At 64.3% G+C, this 16,021-nt stretch carries 15 protein-coding genes; 7 read left to right on the top strand and 8 right to left on the bottom strand.

Annotation, left to right across the window (positions count from 1 at the left end):
- Position 1: 1 nt before the first annotated feature.
- On the top strand, positions 2-472 hold the full coding sequence (locus SO156_RS00760; RefSeq protein ID WP_498533512.1) for a type II toxin-antitoxin system RatA family toxin: 471 nt from the start codon (positions 2-4) through the stop codon (positions 470-472).
- Here the strand turns inward: SO156_RS00760 and SO156_RS00755 are convergent, their stop codons facing one another.
- The 8 genes from SO156_RS00755 to SO156_RS00720 all read right to left on the bottom strand — a co-directional run bounded on the left by SO156_RS00755 (position 473) and on the right by SO156_RS00720 (position 7,593).
- On the bottom strand, positions 473-1,288 hold the full coding sequence (locus tag SO156_RS00755; RefSeq protein ID WP_458147887.1) for a c-type cytochrome: 816 nt from the start codon (positions 1,286-1,288) through the stop codon (positions 473-475).
- Complete coding sequence (locus SO156_RS00750) at positions 1,288-2,910, bottom strand: b(o/a)3-type cytochrome-c oxidase subunit 1 (protein WP_458147886.1); 1,623 nt, start codon at positions 2,908-2,910, stop codon at positions 1,288-1,290. Before SO156_RS00750 ends, SO156_RS00755 begins: the two co-directional genes overlap by 1 nt.
- Positions 2,897-3,463, bottom strand: coding sequence for a cupredoxin domain-containing protein (locus SO156_RS00745; protein ID WP_458147885.1), 567 nt, complete (start codon positions 3,461-3,463; stop codon positions 2,897-2,899). The genes SO156_RS00750 and SO156_RS00745 overlap by 14 nt, the downstream gene beginning before the upstream one ends.
- A complete protein-coding gene (locus SO156_RS00740) occupies positions 3,460-3,636 on the bottom strand; it encodes a hypothetical protein (protein WP_458147884.1) in 177 nt (58 codons plus the stop codon). The genes SO156_RS00745 and SO156_RS00740 overlap by 4 nt, the downstream gene beginning before the upstream one ends.
- 8 nt (positions 3,637-3,644) lie before the next feature.
- A complete protein-coding gene (locus SO156_RS00735) occupies positions 3,645-4,898 on the bottom strand; it encodes a cytochrome c (protein ID WP_458147883.1) in 1,254 nt (417 codons plus the stop codon).
- 10 nt (positions 4,899-4,908) lie between these two features.
- Complete coding sequence (locus SO156_RS00730) at positions 4,909-5,613, bottom strand: c-type cytochrome (RefSeq protein ID WP_458147882.1); 705 nt, start codon at positions 5,611-5,613, stop codon at positions 4,909-4,911.
- Positions 5,614-5,805: 192 nt separating this feature from the next.
- Positions 5,806-6,408, bottom strand: coding sequence for a CinA family protein (locus tag SO156_RS00725; RefSeq protein ID WP_458147881.1), 603 nt, complete (start codon positions 6,406-6,408; stop codon positions 5,806-5,808).
- Between the two features lie 3 nt (positions 6,409-6,411).
- A complete protein-coding gene (locus SO156_RS00720) occupies positions 6,412-7,593 on the bottom strand; it encodes a bifunctional 2-C-methyl-D-erythritol 4-phosphate cytidylyltransferase/2-C-methyl-D-erythritol 2,4-cyclodiphosphate synthase (protein ID WP_458147880.1) in 1,182 nt (393 codons plus the stop codon).
- 279 nt (positions 7,594-7,872) lie between these two features.
- Between SO156_RS00720 and dusB the strand changes: the two genes are divergently transcribed.
- From dusB to hfq, 6 genes are all read left to right on the top strand, one after another.
- Positions 7,873-8,874 carry a tRNA dihydrouridine synthase DusB gene (dusB, locus tag SO156_RS00715; protein WP_498533826.1) on the top strand — a complete coding sequence of 334 codons (1,002 nt, stop codon included), beginning with the start codon at positions 7,873-7,875 and terminating at the stop codon, positions 8,872-8,874.
- The gene (locus SO156_RS00710) at positions 8,871-10,046 is read left to right on the top strand and encodes a two-component system sensor histidine kinase NtrB (RefSeq protein ID WP_498533511.1); all 1,176 of its coding nucleotides are present in this window, start codon (positions 8,871-8,873) and stop codon (positions 10,044-10,046) included. The genes dusB and SO156_RS00710 overlap by 4 nt, the downstream gene beginning before the upstream one ends.
- Positions 10,047-10,055: 9 nt before the next feature.
- A complete protein-coding gene (gene ntrC, locus SO156_RS00705; protein WP_254095200.1) occupies positions 10,056-11,498 on the top strand; it encodes a nitrogen regulation protein NR(I) in 1,443 nt (480 codons plus the stop codon).
- A gap of 228 nt (positions 11,499-11,726) precedes the next feature.
- Entirely contained in the window at positions 11,727-14,102 is a 2,376-nt protein-coding gene (locus tag SO156_RS00700; protein ID WP_458145870.1) for a sensor histidine kinase NtrY-like, read from the top strand.
- Between the two features lie 17 nt (positions 14,103-14,119).
- Positions 14,120-15,490 carry a nitrogen assimilation response regulator NtrX gene (gene ntrX / locus SO156_RS00695; RefSeq protein WP_458145869.1) on the top strand — a complete coding sequence of 457 codons (1,371 nt, stop codon included), beginning with the start codon at positions 14,120-14,122 and terminating at the stop codon, positions 15,488-15,490.
- A 272-nt stretch (positions 15,491-15,762) separates the two neighbouring features.
- Positions 15,763-16,011, top strand: a complete 249-nt coding sequence (gene hfq / locus SO156_RS00690; RefSeq protein ID WP_007591126.1) for an RNA chaperone Hfq — start codon at positions 15,763-15,765, stop codon at positions 16,009-16,011.
- Positions 16,012-16,021 lie beyond the last annotated feature (10 nt).

The following is a 16,021-nucleotide window of genomic DNA, read 5'->3' as shown; positions in this document are numbered from 1 at the left end:
CATGCACCGAGTTTCGAGCAAGCACCGCGTCAACCACAGCGCGCCAGAGATGTTTGATCTGGTCGCCGATGTCGAGCGCTATCCGGAATTCGTGCCGCTGTGCAGCGCGCTGAAGGTGCGCCAGCGGGTTGCAAAGCCCGACGGTACCGAGGTGCTGATCGCCGACATGACGGTGTCGTTCAAGCTGGTCAAGGAATCCTTCACCAGCCGCGTGACGCTCGATCGCGCCAATCTGAAGATCCTGGTCGAATATCTGCAGGGCCCGTTCAGCAACCTCGAAAACCGCTGGACCTTCGAGCCGAAGGGCGAGGGCGGCTGCGACGTCGGCTTCTTCCTGACCTACGCGTTCAAGAGCCGGATGCTCGCGATGCTGATGGGCTCGATGTTCGACGCCGCCTTTGCGCGCTTCTCCGCCGCATTCGAGAAGCGAGCCGACGCGATCTACGGCCGGCCGAAGATCGCATCGTCCTGATCAGTCCACCGCCTTGACGACGTCAGGCGGCTGCGACGCGTAGTAGGCGGCAGCCTCATCGATCTCCTGCGGCGTCATCGCGCGCGCGATGTTGCGCATCTGCTGGCTGATGTCGTTGCGCCGATCACTAGCGGCGAAGGCCTGCAGCTGGGCCTTCAGATAGGCCTCTGATTGGCCTTCGAGCCATGGGCTGCCGGTCTTGTTGTCGAGGCTACCATGGCAGGAGCCACAGGGGGCGATCCCCCGCATCGGCGCGCCGTAGATCACGATGTTGGGCTTGGGCAGTTGCGGTGTCGGATGATAGGCGGGCAGCCGCGGCAGAAACGCGTAGTAAAGGGCGAGGTCGGCAATCTCCTGATCGGTCAGGCCGGTCGCAAACGGCGACATCACCGCGTTGGTGCGCGCACCCGAACGGAAATCGTGCAGCTCCTTGTAGATGACGGCGGCGTATTGACCGGCAAGATTGGGCGAATCCGCCCGGCTGATGCCGGTCGGACCGTGGCAGATCGCGCAGCGCTGCGCGAGCGTGGCGCCGCGTCCGATCGCTTCCTGGTTCGGACGTGACAGCGTGTGCGAGGTCAGCACGACCTCCGACAGCCGTTTGTCCGGCGCCTGCGCCGCGGCAGCCGCCGAGCGTTGCGGCACGCCGGCGGCGCTACAGATCGCATCCCAGACGTTGGCGAACTGAACCCAGGGTTGCGCGAACGGCAGCACGATGAAGCCGACAATTGCCGTGACAATGAAGATTGCAGCGGTGATGCCGACGCTCGTCTTGAAATGGCGGTTGGTGAGCGTGAAAAGGTCGCGCGCACTCATCACTGCGCTCCCACATAGACGGCCGGCACCGACGTGCCTTCGGTCAGTGCCAGCGTCAGGATCGGGTAGCCATAGTTGGTGATGGTGAGCCCGATCATCAGCGCCACCCACAGCGCGTGCGTGTTGAGCGCAAGCGGAACGGTCACCGGCTGATGCACCGCGAGGCTGAAGCGATACTCGCCGGCCTCGACCGCGGGCGACCGCATGCCGCGGGCCAGAATGACCAGGAAGAGAATGCCTGATGTCAGCAGGGTGAAGCCGCCGATGGCAGAGAACGTAACCGAGAGCGCCTGCGGCGCGATCGCGGGATCGGCGAAATCGAAATAGGCCATGCGGCGCGGCATGCCCAGGATGCCGACCCAGTGCCACGGGAAAGTGGTGATGATCATGCCGATGAACCACAGCCAGAGCTGGGTGCGGATGAGGCGGAGATCGACGAACTCGCGGCCCGTAAGATGCGGCCATAAATCATAGGCGATCGCGAAATACATGATCACGATGGCGCCGCCGAAGATCAGGTGAAAGTGGCCGGTGATCCATTGCGTGTTGTGGATCGAGCTGTCGAGCTGATAGCTCATGTTGATCAGGCCACCGGCGCCGCCGAAACCGAGCATCACGAAGGAGAAGGCGAGCGCCAGCATCATCGGGTTTTCCCACGGCAGCGTTCGCATCCAGCCGAACAGGCCACGACCGCCGCGCAGGCGCGCCGCAATCTCGACGGAGGCGCAGATCGTGAATACGGTGAGAAGCGTCGGGAGCGCGACCAGCGCGGTGAAAGCGGAATGGACGAACTTGAAACCGGCGCCGACCTGCGGGTCGGCGAAGGTATGGTGAATGCCGATCGGCATCGCCACCACAAGGAACAGAATGAAGGCGATCCGCGCCATGGTGTCGGAGTAGACGCGGCCGCCGATCGCGCGCGGCACGATGGTGTAATAGGCAATGTAGGTCGGCACCAGCCAGAAATAGACGATGGCGTGCAGCGTCCAGGAGAAGAACACCCGCGCAAGGCCGGCGTCGATCGTGGCCTTCAGGCCGACTGCGACCGGGATGATCTGCAGCAATAGCTCGAGCGCGGCGCCAACCGCGGTCCACGCCCAGAGATACGAGCCCGCGACATTGGCGAACATCGCCAGCGGCACTGCCTTGCCGGGATTGGCCCGTTTCCAGATGCGCAGATTGATCGACATTAGCGCGACCCAGATCCAGGACCCGACGACGACCAGCACGACGCCGACGTAGTAGAAGGGGCTGCCGATCAGCGGCGGATAGAAGGTGTAGAGCACGGAGGCACGGCCGAGCGCGACCGGGATCATCGCCATGATGCTGCCGCCGACGATCAGCCAGAAGCCGGCCCAGGCCCAGCGTACGCCGACCAGACGCTGCTCCAGCGCGGACTCGCTGATCGCATAGCCAAATCCCATCGCGACGAGGGTCGGGAAGACGTAGCCCATCACCGTGCCGTGCGCAGTCAGCGAGCGGTAGTAAAGCTCGGGATTGGAAAGCCAGGTGCCGAGCGGGCTGCGGATGAACATCTGCCAGGCGCCGAGCGTGAGCGCCACGCCGAACACCGCGAAAGCCAGCCAGAAATGGGCGAGGACGAGCTTCCTATTGGCCAACACAGCTCAGCCTCCCGCCGTTCTTTGCAAGCTCCGCGAACTTCGCCTTGTCGATCACCCTGACCTTGCCCCACATGCCTTCATGACCGAAGCTGCAAAATTCCTGGCAGGGCATCAGATAGTCGCCGGTCCGCTCAAAGCGCATGAGCTGCTCGGAGACGTAGCCCGGCACCAGCATGGTATTGATGTTGGTGCCCTGGACCAGGATACCGTGGACCACGTCGGCGCTGGTGGCGCGCAGCGTGATCGGCGTCTCGGCCGGCACCAGGAGGCAGGCGGGCGTGAAGGAATATTGCTGGCCGATCGCGCGCACCGTAACCGCGCCATTGGACTCGAGCACGCTGCCGAGATTGCTTTCGACGAATTCGCCCGACAGATGGATCCGCGACGGATCGGTGGTCTCGACGCGCGCCTGCGGCATGGTGGCGCGATGGATGCCGGCAACCGCCGCCAGCACCGCCATCGCGACGATAATGATGACCGAGAGGGTCGCCCATCGCCGCTCGGTGCGCGCCGCAATCTCGGCGCCGTGATGGCTGGTATCCTCCGCACTCATTGCAGTGCCCCGCGCGGCAGGAAGACGAAGAGATAGAAGGCGAGCCAGATCGCGACCACGCAGGCGGTTGCAATGCCGGCGAGCGCGATTGCGCCGGACGGCCCTCGCGCGACCACCTCGTCGACAGCCTGGTCGGCGGTGGCAGAGCTGGTCGGTGGATCGGAGTTGATCATGGCGCGTCTCAATTGAGGGGAGCGGAGCGCAGTTCGTTGGCCTCGCGCGCCGAGACCGGCGTGCCGCGATTGCCCCAAGCCGTTCGGATATAAGAGACGACGGCAGCGATCTCGTTGTCCGAGAGCAAGCCGGCAAAGGGCGGCATGCCATAGGGCATCGGATTGCCCTCGGTGCCGGGCGGATAGCCGCCGTTGAGCACCATGCGGATCGGATTGACTGCCGATTGCATTTCGATCGACTGATTGTTGGCGAGCGGTGGCCAGTGCGGCGGCTTGCCTTCGCCCTGCGCGCCGTGACAGCTCGCACAGTTCTTGTCATAGACGGTCTTGCCGAGGCTGATGAGCAGGCTGCTTTCGGTCGTCGGCAGCGCCGAGCTCGCTGGCGGCGGAGGCGAGGGCTCCGAGATGCCCTTCAGGTAGACCGCCATCGCCCTGGTGTCCTCGTCGCTGAGATATTGCAGGCTATTGTGCACGACCTCGGCCATCGGCCCGTAGACGACGCCGCGGGCCGAAACGCCGGTCTGGAGCAGATCGGAGATGTCCTTGATGCTCCAGTCACCGAGCCCGGCCTCGCGATTTGAGGTGAGTGAGGGCGCGTACCAGTTCTGCATCGGGATCAGTCCGCCCTTGAACGCATCCGACTGCGAGGTGCCGCCGAGCGCGTTGATCGGCGAATGGCACATGCCGCAATGGCCGAGGCCCTCGACCAGATAGGCGCCGCGATTCCACTCGGCGGATTTGGTCGGATCGGGCTTGAATTCGCCCTCGTTGAAGAACAGCGTTCGCCAGCCGAGAATGAGCTGGCGATTGGAATAGGGAAAGCGAAGCTCGTGTTCCCGATTCTTCTGGTTCACGGGCGGGATCGACTTCAAATACGCGAAGATCGCCTCGCTATCGGCCCGCGTGACTTTTGTGTACGAGGCGAACGGCATCGCCGGATACATCAGCCCGCCATCCGGAAAGCGACCGGTGTGCATGGCTTTGTAAAAGTCCTCCGCGGTCCATTTGCCGATGCCGGTTTCCCGATCCGGCGTGATATTCGACGAGTACAGCGTGCCGAAAGGCGTCGGCATCGCGCGCCCGCCGGCGAAAGTGCGACCCTCGGGCGCCGTGTGGCAGGCGATACAGTCGCCGGCGCGCGCCAGATACTCGCCGCGTGCCACGACGTTGTCGCTGGGCGGGCCGGCCTTCTGCTGCGCCTGGGCAGATCCGACGAGGACCGACAACAGCAGAGCGGCCAGGATTCGTGAGCGCGATGGCATCCTCGTCTCCTCAATCCGGTTCGCTGCCGCAGGCGAAGGGTAGCACGTAGGTACCCTTTGGCGCCGGAGCGGAATTCACGGGCGCCGGGTGGTTCGCCAGCCACGCCGCGACGGCCGTGACGTCCTCCTCCGTGAGGCGGGCAGCGACCTGCTGCATACAGTCCGGCGCCTTCGCAGTGCGGGTACCATACCGCCAAGCGCCGAGCTGCGCGCTGATGTAGTTGGGGCGCAGTCCGAGCAGGCCCGGGATTCCCGGCTCCATGCCGGTCAGGGCCGGGCCGTGGCAGCTGCCGCACGCAGGTATCTGGCGTTGGGGATCGCCGCGCGTCACCAGTGACTGACCGCGTTGGAGAACCTCCTGGCTTGCAACGCTTGCCGCCACAGGCGGCAACGCGGGATGCTGATCTGCGAAGTAGTCCGCCATCTGCTGCAGATAGGAATCGGGGAGGAATTCCAGCAGATAGTTCATCGGCGGGTATTTCCGCCGGCCGTTCTTGAAGGCGACAAGCTGGTTGAAGAGATAGCCCGCCGGCTTGCCCGCAAGGCGCGGGAAATAGACGTCGCTGGTGCCTTCGCCCTTATTGCCGTGGCAGGGCGTGCAGGCCTCCACGCGCGCGGCCATCGTATCCGGCGGCTGATTAACGGCTTGCGCGGCCGCGAAATCGCAGATGGCCAAGTACACGGTTGCCGCGGAGATCGCGTAGCGAGCGAACACGTTGCCGCCCTCCCCGAATGTTGCGCCGGTAAATTCCCGACGCGCAACTTAGACGGCCATTATTGCGGGAATATGGGTGGGCGCAAGCTTCGACTGAACGGAGACGTTCGGTCCGCGCGCTGCGTCGCGGTCACGATTGTTTTGACAATAATCGCTCAGAATTTGAAAGACGTTTGATCGAAATCAATGCGGTCAGCCACGCGGCGGCCTTCGCCGCTTCACTGCGCCGCGTCGCGGTGATCGGGCAACGCGGGATCGCAGACGGCTTGCGGCTTCGCGGCGCGGTTTGGCTTGCGCTTGCGGACCGCGCGCCAGATCCATCAGCATGCGCAAAGCTTCAACGACCGAGCGCAGCCGCACGGCGGTGCGGCCGATCGCGCCAAATCGGTGCTCGCGGTGGATGATGCGGCCGTCGCGCGCGGCGGCGGCGAAGTGGACGAGCCCGACCGGCTTGCCCGGCGTGGCGCCGCCGGGGCCGGCGATGCCGGTGATGGCGACCGCAAGGTCGACGCCGGCGCGCTCGAGCGCACCGACCGCCATTGCGGTCGCGGTCTCCTTGCTGACGGCGCCGAAGTTCAGCAGCGTGCTCGCCTCGACGCCGAGCATCGCGCGCTTGGCGTCATTGGAATAGGTGACGAATCCGCGGTCGATCACGTCCGAGGAGCCTGGAATGTCAGTCAGCGCGCCGGCGACGAGGCCGCCGGTGCAGGACTCGGCGGTCGCGATCGTCAGCTTGCGCATCCGGCAAAGATCGAGCAGCGAGCGGGAGAGGGCGCGTGCGTCGCTGCCGCCCATGGCCTAGACGCTCCAGGGCAGGCGGATGGTGGCGCTCGCGGTCGCCGCGATGCCTTCCTCGCGGCCGGTGAAGCCGAGCCGCTCGCTGGTCGTCGCCTTCACCGCGACGCGCGAGATGTCGACGCCGGAGATTTCAGCGATCCGCGCGCGCATGGTGTCGCGCAGGGGGCCGATCTTCGGCCGCTCGCAGATCATCGTCACCTCGAGATTGGCGACGCGGCCGCCGCGCTGCGTGACGCGCTCGATGGCGTATTTCAGGAACTGGTCGGAGGAGGCGCCCTTCCACTTGGGATCGCTCGGCGGAAAGTGCGAGCCGATGTCACCGTCGGCGAGCGCGCCGAGGATGGCGTCGACCAGCGCATGCAGGCCGACATCGCCGTCGGAATGGGCCAGGAAACCCTTGCTGTGCGGCACCCGTACGCCGCAGATCATGACATGGTCGCCTTCACCGAAGGCGTGCACGTCATAGCCGGTCCCGGTCCTGATGTCGCCGAGCTGGCTGGCGAGGCGTGCTTCCTCGCGGACGAAGTCTTCGGGGGTGGTGAGCTTCATGTTTGCAACATCGCCTTCAAAGGTTGCGACCGTCAATCCCGCCCATTCGGCGATCGCCGCATCATCTGTGAAATCAGAGCGGCCGTCCTTCGCCGCACGACGATGCGCGTCGAGGATGACATCGAAACGAAAGGATTGCGGCGTCTGCGCGATCCGCAGGCGCGCGCGGTCCGGCGTTGACTCGATCTCTCCGGCCGCACCTATCAGCTTGACGGTGTCGTTGACGGGAATCGCGGGGATTGCGGCGCTGTGGCGACTCGCGGCTTCGATTGCACGGGAGATGAGGGCCTGCGAGACGAAGGGTCGGGCCGCGTCGTGGATCAGGACAAGATCCGGCTTGTGCGGGGCGAGCGCTTCGAGGCCGGCGAGCACGGAAGCCTGGCGCGTCGCGCCACCGCTGGTCGGATGCTCATGGCGCAGGCCGTTGACCGCTGCCGTGAACATGGCGCTGTCATCTGGGTTCACGACCGGCTGCACCAGCGCGACGTCAGGGTGGTTGCTGAAGGACTCCATGGCGCGAAAGATCACAGGCATGCCGCCGATCTCGCGGTATTGCTTCGGCCCGCCCGCACCGGCGCGCAGCCCGCGCCCGGCCGCTACGAGAACAACTGCGGTCCGCTCTGATTTCGCCATAGCGCTTAAATACTCAATTGGTAGTGATGATCGGGGCGAGGGGTGATTTTGGCATGCCTCTAGCACGGTCACCGCGCAAGCACAGCGGTGTTTGCCGGATTGTCAGCAACAGCTTTTTGCTGCACTGCACTTGAAAGATGGGAAGATCTGTCTAAACTGTAGGCATGACGCTTGACTGCACAAGAATTGTGCGCAAGATAGGTCATGGCAGGCGCGATGAGGCGCCGCCTTTGAGACGAGACGTCCGTGACCGGCCCGGTAGGATTAGGCGCTAAGCCGTTGAAAATAGGTGATATTGACGTCGCCAATCCGGTCTTCCTGGCGCCCATGTCGGGGGTGACCGATTCCCCCTTCCGGCGACTGGCCGCGGAGCTTGGGGCGGGTCTCGTCGTCTCCGAAATGACCGCCAGCGACGAGCTCGCCAACGGCCACAGGATGTCGCGGTTGCGCTGCGAGGCGACCGGACTGGGTCCGCATGTGGTTCAGCTTGCGGGCTGCGAAGCGCACTGGATGGCGGAGGGCGCCCGGATCGCGGAAGCGGAAGGCGCCGACATCATCGACATCAACATGGGCTGCCCGGCCCGCCACGTCACCGGCGGCCAGTCCGGCTCGGCGCTGATGCGCGATCTCGACCATGCCTTGCACCTGATCGAGGCGACGATCGCGGCCGTGAAGGTTCCGGTCACGCTGAAGATGCGGCTCGGTTGGGACGACCGCACCCGCAACGCGCCGGAGCTGGCGCGGCGAGCGGAGGGCGCCGGCGTCAAGCTCATCACCGTCCATGGGCGCACGCGCTGCCAGTTCTACAAGGGCGAGGCCGATTGGGATGCCGTGCGCGACGTTCGTGCGGCGATATCGGTTCCGTTGGTCGTCAATGGCGACATCACCTCATTCGAAAAGGCCGTGGCGGCGCTGCAGGCTTCCGGCGCCGATGCCGTCATGATCGGGCGCAGCGCACAGGGCCAGCCCTGGCTGCCCGGCCAGATCGGGCGGCGCCTCCAGGGCGGGGCGGAAGAGGCCGCACCTTCGCTTGGCGAGCAACTCCATTATGTCCGCACGCTCTATGAGGGCGTCTGCGATCTCTATGGCTTACGCATCGGCCTCAGGCATGCGCGCAAGCATCTCGGCTGGGCGTTGGACGTTGCGGCCCATCTCAGCCGCGCGCCGACCGAGAAGCTGAAGGCTTGGCGCCAGAGCATCCTCACATCCGAGGATCCACGTGCCGTTCACCGTTCACTGCAAGACGCCTTCGACGACTTCGCATGGAGCGCTGCTGCATGAGCTTAGCCGCTGAACATCGTCGGCCGCTTCCGTCAAACGGCGACGCAATCCTCGACGCACTGCCCAATCCAGTGCTGCTGATCGGGCCGGACGGCAAGATCATCGACGCCAATATCGCGACGGAGGCGTTCTTCGAGATCTCGACCCAGTTCCTCAAGCGCCAGTCGCTGAAGGAGCTGGTGCCGTTCGGCAGCCCGCTCCTGGCATTGATCGACCAGGTACGTTCGTCGAACTCACCGATCAATGAATACAAGGTCGATCTCGGCACTCCGCGCATGGGCGGCGACCGCCAGGTCGATCTGCATGTCGCTCCGCTCACCGAGCGGCCCGGCTACATCGTGGTGATGCTCCAGGAGCGCACCATTGCCGACAAGATGGACCGCCAGCTGACCCATCGCAGCGCGGCGCGCTCGGTGATTGCGCTCGCCGCGATGCTCGCGCATGAGATCAAGAACCCGCTCTCCGGCATCCGCGGTGCCGCCCAGCTCCTCGAGCAGCAGGCCTCCTCGGAGGATCGCATGCTGACGCGGCTGATCTGCGACGAGGCCGACCGTATCGTCACGCTGGTCGACCGCATGGAGGTGTTCGGCGACGAACGGCCCGTCGTGCGCGGTCCGGTCAACATCCATTCCGTGCTCGACCACGTGAAGCGCCTCGCGCAATCCGGTTTTGCCCGCAACATCCGCTTCATCGAGGATTACGATCCTTCTCTGCCACCGGTGCTCGCGAACCAGGATCAGCTCATCCAGGTGTTCCTCAATCTGGTGAAGAACGCCGCAGAAGCCCTGATCGACGTGCCCGACGCCGAGATTCAGCTCACCACGGCCTTCCGCCCCGGCGTGCGCCTGTCAGTGCCCGGTCAAAAATCCCGGGTATCACTGCCGCTCGAATTCTGCGTCAAGGACAACGGACCGGGCGTGCCGGACGATCTTCTGCCTAACCTGTTCGATCCCTTCGTGACCACCAAGCAGACCGGCAGCGGTCTTGGCTTGGCGCTGGTCGCAAAAATCGTTGGGGATCACGGTGGCATCATCGAATGCGAGTCTCAGCCGCGCAAGACCACCTTCCGCGTGCTGATGCCGATGTACTCGACCTCCATCAAACACGCCGATCAAAGCAGTCGCGCCGACTCTGCCGGGAAGCCGTCGCCTGCGTCACAGGGGGCAAAATGAGGATTGAATATGCCCGCAGGTAGCATTCTCGTTGCTGATGACGATACCGCCATCCGCACGGTTCTTAATCAGGCCCTGTCCCGGGCAGGGTACGAAGTCAGGCTGACCGGCAACGCCGCCACGCTGTGGCGCTGGGTCAGCCAGGGCGAGGGCGATCTCGTCATCACCGACGTGGTGATGCCGGATGAAAACGCCTTCGACCTGTTGCCGCGCATCAAGAAGATGCGGCCGAACCTGCCGGTCATCGTGATGAGCGCGCAGAACACGTTCATGACCGCGATCCGGGCCTCCGAGCGCGGGGCTTACGAATATCTGCCAAAGCCTTTCGACCTGAAGGAGTTGATCGCGATCGTCGGCCGTGCCCTGGCTGAGCCGAAGGAGCGGACCTCGAGCCCGGACGAAGACGCGGAGATGGAAGCGATCCCGCTGGTCGGCCGCTCGCCGGCGATGCAGGAGATCTACCGCGTCCTGGCACGGCTGATGCAGACTGATCTGACCGTGATGATCACGGGCGAGTCCGGCACCGGCAAGGAGCTGGTGGCGCGCGCGCTGCACGACTACGGCAAGCGTCGCAACGGTCCGTTCGTCGCTGTCAACATGGCGGCGATCCCGCGCGACCTCATTGAATCCGAACTGTTCGGCCATGAGCGCGGCGCGTTCACCGGCGCCAACACCCGCGCCTCCGGCCGCTTCGAGCAGGCCGAGGGCGGCACGCTGTTCCTCGATGAGATCGGCGACATGCCGATGGAAGCACAGACACGCCTGTTGCGCGTGCTCCAGCAGGGTGAATACACCACTGTCGGCGGCCGCACTCCGATCAAGACCGACGTGCGGATCGTTGCCGCCTCCAACAAGGATCTGCGTGTCCTGATCCAGCAGGGGCTGTTCCGCGAGGACCTGTTCTTCCGCCTCAACGTCGTGCCGCTGCGGCTGCCCCCCTTGCGCGAACGCATCGAGGACCTGCCGGATCTCGTGCGTCACTTCTTCGCACTCGCCGAAAAGGACGGCCTGCCGCCGAAGAAGCTCGACGCGCTGGCTCTCGAACGGCTCAAGCAGCATCGTTGGCCCGGCAACGTACGCGAACTTGAAAACCTCGCACGGCGCCTTGCCGCCCTCTATCCGCAGGACGTCATCACGTCGTCCGTCATCGATGGTGAGCTTGCGCCGCCCTCGGTCAGCCCGGGTGCCGCGGTCCAGCAGGGCGTCGACAATCTCGGCGGGGCCGTGGAGGCCTATCTGTCCACGCACTTCCAGGGCTTCCCCAACGGCATGCCGCCACCCGGCCTCTATCACCGCATCCTGAAGGAGATCGAGGTCCCGCTGCTCACCGCCGCGCTCGCCGCCACCCGCGGCAACCAGATCCGTGCCGCCGACTTGCTCGGCCTCAACCGCAACACACTGCGCAAGAAGATTCGGGACCTGGATATTCAGGTGTACCGGAGCGGGGGGTAGTCCCCACCGCCGTCATTCCGGGGCCGCCTCGAAGCAGCGAACCCGGAATCTCGAGATTCCGGGTCCGGCCCTACAGGTCGCCCCGGAGTGACTGCCCAAGCGCCTGTGGATGCGCCTGTCCGCCGCGGTGCATGCGCCGCGGAATTGTCGCAATTCGGCAACAATGTGATATGAATGCATCAGTATCCGTGACCCACGGATCCCGTTTTCAGCATCACCATTGCCGGAATGACCAGCGAAGATAACTCGGGCGCTGCCTTTGATACGTCTCCAGCTACAGAAGCCCGGCGCTGGTCGCCGCGCCGCTGGCTGGCACCGTTTGCCGTCTTCCTGGCACTGCTTTCCGCTTTCCTGACCTTCGTCGTCCTAACCGGGCTGACCCGTATCGAGCCGACGCCTGACGTCGTCAGGTCGTTCCTGATGATCAACGCCGGCACCATCCTGCTCTTGGTTGGTATCATCGTCCACGAGATCTGGCAGATGATCCAGGCGCGCCGGCGGGGCCGGGCGGCGGCGCGCCTGCACTTCCAGATCGTGGGCCTGTTTTCGGTGATCGCGGTGCTGCCGGCGGTGCTGGTCGCGATCGTCGCCAACGTCACCATCGAGCGCGGCCTCGACCGGCTGTTCTCCGGGCCGACCAAGGAGGTGATCCAGAACTCACTGACGATCGCGCTCGCCTATATGCAGGATCATGCCCAGCTCATTCGCGGCGACATTTTGGGAATGGCCAACGACATCGCACATGCCCGTCCGCTCTATGACCAGGACCGGCGGTCGTTTCGCGAGCTGCTGACGGCGAGTGCAAGCTCCCGGAATCTGCCGGGCGCGATGATCATCGACAAGGATACCAACATCCTGGAATCGGCGGACACCGGCATCCGGCTCGCCTATTCGCCCCCAGCTCCGGAGTTCCTCAGCAATGTCGGCGAGAGCGAGCCGGAAATCGCCGTCCTGCCGGAGAACAACTACGTGGCGGCCGTGATCCGGCTTCGCGCCTTCAACGACACCTTCCTCTATGTCGCCCGTCAGCTTGACCCTCGCGTCGTTGCACAGGTGAAGCAGACACAGCTGGGCGTCGCCGAGTATGCCCAGATTGAATCGCGCAGACTTGGCATCCAGGTCGCGTTCGCGCTGATGTTCGCGGTGATCGCGCTGACCATCCTGATGGCCTCGGTGCTGATCGGATTGAACTTCGCCAACTGGCTGGTGGCGCCTATCAGGCGGCTGATGAACGCGGCCCATACGGTTTCGACCGGCGACCTCCACGTCCAGGTCCCCGTGCACAAATCGGAAGGCGATCTTGCCCAGCTCGGCGAGACCTTCAACAAGATGACCCAGGAGCTGCGCAGCCAGCGCGACGAACTCGTCAGCGCCAGCGACCTGATCGACAGCCGCCGCCGCTTCATCGAGGCCGTGCTGTCCTCGGCCTCCGCCGGCATCATCGGCGCCGACGCCTCGGGCAGTGTCGGCATCCTGAACCGTTCCGCGGAGAAGCTGATCGGCCACGCCGAATCCGAGACGCTCGGCCACCCCTTGTCCGAAGTGCTGCCCGAGCTCGACGATATGATGAAAACCGCGCGGGAGGGCACCCAGCGGCTGGTACAGGGCCAGATTACCATCATGCGCGACGGGCAGGAGCGCAACCTGTCGGTCCGCGTCAGCGCCGAAAAGACCAGCCAGCCGCGCGACAGCTACATCATCACGCTCGACGACATCACCGAGCTCGTCTCGGCGCAGCGCACCTCGGCCTGGGGCGACGTGGCGCGCCGCATCGCCCACGAGATCAAGAACCCGCTGACGCCGATTCAGCTCTCCGCCGAGCGTATCCGCCGCAAATTCGGCAAGACCATCACCGAGGAGAAGGACAAGTCGATCTTCGACCAGTGCACCGACACGATCGTGCGCCAGGTCGACGACATCAGACGCATGGTCGACGAGTTCTCGCGCTTTGCGCGCATGCCAAAACCCGTGATGGAAGGCGAGGACGTCGTCGACACCGTGCGGCAGGCAGTGTTTTTGATGAAGGTCGCGCATCCCGAGCTCGACATCGAGACCACTTTCAAGCAAGACCCGCTGCGCGCGCAGTTCGACCGCCGGCTGATCTCGCAGGCCGTCACCAACATCGTCAAGAATGCGACGGAAGCGATCGAGCAGGTTCCTCCGGAGGAGATCGGCAAAGATGGTGGAAAGGGCCGCATCGATGTCGTGGTCTCGCGCGAAGCCCAGGACGTGCTGATCGACGTCGTCGACAACGGAATCGGCCTGCCCAAGGTTGCGCGCTCGCGACTCCTTGAGCCGTATGTGACAACTCGGGCCAAGGGCACGGGCCTCGGGCTTGCGATCGTCGGCCGCGTCCTGGAGGACCATGGCGGGCGCATCGAGTTGAAGGATGCCTCCGACTTCCGGGCAGGCCAGCGCGGTGCCTGGATGCGGATGCGTTTTGCGATCTCGGGCCATGCCAACACCATCGAGGTGAAGGACGCGGCGCAGAAGGCCCGGGAAACTGCCAAAGAACCGGACACAAAGGCGCCGGCCGACGAAACCAAAGAGCCGGCAGAAACGACCAATGATGCAACAAGAATCAAAGCCTCAACGGGCAACTGACAGAGCGGGCGCAACCCATGGCAAATGAAATTCTGATTGTCGATGATGAGGCCGATATTCGGGATCTCGTCGCGGGCATTTTGGAAGACGAGGGGTTCGTCACCAGGACCGCGCGGGACAGCGACTCTGCACTTGCGGAGATCGCCAATCGCAGGCCGCATCTGGTGTTCCTCGACATCTGGCTGCAAGGCTCCAAGCTCGACGGCCTGCAGCTGCTCGAGCAGGTCAAGAAAGACAATGCCGACCTGCCGGTCGTCATGATCTCCGGCCACGGCAACATCGAGACCGCGGTCGCCGCGATCAAGCGCGGCGCCTACGACTTCATCGAGAAGCCGTTCAAGGCCGACCGCCTGATCCTGGTGGCGACGCGTGCATTGGAAAACTCGCGCCTGAAGCGCGAGGTGAGAGAGCTCAAGCAGCTCGCCCCGACCGCGAGCCAGCTCGTCGGCCGCTCGCCCAGCATGAACCAGCTCCGCCAGACCATCGAGCGCGCGGCCAAGGCCAACAGCCGCATCCTCATCGTCGGCCCCGCGGGCGCCGGCAAGGAACTGACCGCACGTACGCTGCATGCGGCCTCTGGCCGCGCCGACGGGCCCTTCGTCGTGATCAATGCGGCGGCGATCACGCCGGAACGCATGGAGCACGAACTGTTCGGCGTCGAGCAGTCCAACGGCGAGCAGCCGCGCAAGTCGGGCGCGCTCGAAGAAGCTCATGGCGGCACGTTGTTCATCGACGAGATCGCCGACATGCCGCGCGAGACCCAGAACAAGATCTTGCGCGTGCTGGTCGAGCAGTCGTTCCAGCGCGTCGGCGGCACCGGCAAGGTACAGGTCGACGTGCGCATCATCTCCTCGACCGCCCGCAACCTCGAGGAGGAGATCGCAGCGGGCACGTTCCGCGAGGATCTTTATCACCGCCTCTCGGTGGTTCCGATCCGGGTGCCCGCGCTCTCCGAACGGCGCGAGGACATTCCGGAATTGATCGACTATTTCATGGACCAGATCTCGGCGGCCACGGGGCTGCCCAAGCGCCAGATCGGCCAGGACGCGATGGCGGTGCTCCAGTCCCACGTCTGGCCCGGCAACGTCCGTCAGCTCCGCAACAACGTTGAGAGAGTCATGATTCTCGCTGCCGGTGGGCCGGAGGTGATCATCACGGCCGACATGCTGCCGCAGGACGTCGGCTCGATGGTGCCGGCGATGCCAACCAGCAACAATGGCGAGCACATCATGGGGTTGCCGCTGCGCGAGGCACGCGAGGTGTTCGAGCGAGACTATCTGATCGCCCAGATCAGCCGCTTTTCCGGCAATATTTCGCGGACTGCCGAATTTGTCGGCATGGAGCGATCGGCACTACACCGGAAGTTGAAGGCACTTGGCGTCGGTTGAGCCGCGTCCGATCGGCCATACGTTCATAATATCAGAGGAAAATCATCGATTTCCGTAGTTTTTCGGAGGATTTGGATGCGGGCTGCCGCGTGAAGCGGCTTGCCTAATAAGCGTACCTGTCTTCTAATCGTTCCGCCGACCCTCCGGAGGGGGATCTCATGAGGGTCGGCAACCGGGCGAGGCCCCCGCATCTCAAACCGATACTCTTTAAAAGAGGGCAGCAACCGGTCGGACGATCCAAACAACAAGAAACTCAAAGCGAGATAACAACAATGGCGGCAGACCGCGCACAAAACCTACAAGACACCTTCCTTAATCACGTTCGCAAAACCAAGACGCCACTGACGATCTTTCTGGTCAACGGAGTAAAGCTGCAGGGAATTGTGACTTGGTTCGACAATTTCTGTTTGCTGCTCCGGCGCGACGGTCACTCGCAGCTCGTCTACAAGCATGCGATCTCGACCATCATGCCCGGCGCTCCCATCCAGCTGTTCGAAGGCGGCGAGGATCAGCCGGCTTGAGAGTGATCTG

The organism is Bradyrhizobium sp. UFLA05-125 (genome assembly GCF_059803515.1).
This window is presented reverse-complemented; position numbering and strand designations above follow the sequence as displayed.